At 49.2% G+C, this 677-nt stretch carries 1 pseudogene; it reads right to left on the bottom strand.

The features are described from left to right. A pseudogene (locus KBX53_RS34960) lies at positions 1 to 677 on the bottom strand (hypothetical protein); the annotation flags it as partial.

The raw sequence follows: 677 nt of genomic DNA, 5'->3' as shown, positions 1-677 counted from the left end.
AATTTGTATAGTTCAAAGCCCTCTCTTGGGCAGAGCGCAAAATATCGAACTGTGCGTCGCGCTTTTGCGCGTCGATTTCGCCGGTGGATGCATCCCGGCCGCGTAGCGCACTGTAGACATTCTCCAGTCTCGCGCGCTTAAGTCCAAGCCCGACTCCAACCCTAAGTAATTGGTCGGGCGAAGGTTTGATAAAATGATTGAAAGGCGAAGCTCGATCGGTGCTCGGTGCGGCCGCGTCTCGGGCAAATTGCTCTAAATCAGAACGGCCTTCGTCCCAAAAGACCGACATTAGCGTCATAATGAAGTCAGCTTGATTGAGCTTCTTTCCTTCGCCGTTTATGCGGACAAAAACCTCGGCAACCGTTTCCGAATCTACACTTGAATTTAGCGTAAGTGCAGTGAAACTGTACTGTGTCAATCCATGCAGTCGACCGATTGCGGACTGCACGTTGTTGATGTCATCTGGCGAGAGCTCTCTAATCTTCTTCAATTCGTTGACGAAGTTATTTGCGAATTCGAATACGTTCGTTCCGGGCTTCCAAAGTTCAAATATGTCAGGAATATAGGCCCGATCTTTTACTATCGAAGCATCAGTGACGTCGAAACGAGATTGAAGCGGGTTGAAGGCGATGCGGATCCGCTCTTTCTTAAAATTGGCCCGGATTATCTCCTTTCCC

The organism is Micromonospora sp. M51 (assembly GCF_018070305.1).
GTDB lineage: Bacteria > Actinomycetota > Actinomycetes > Mycobacteriales > Micromonosporaceae > Micromonospora > Micromonospora parva.
This window is presented reverse-complemented; position numbering and strand designations above follow the sequence as displayed.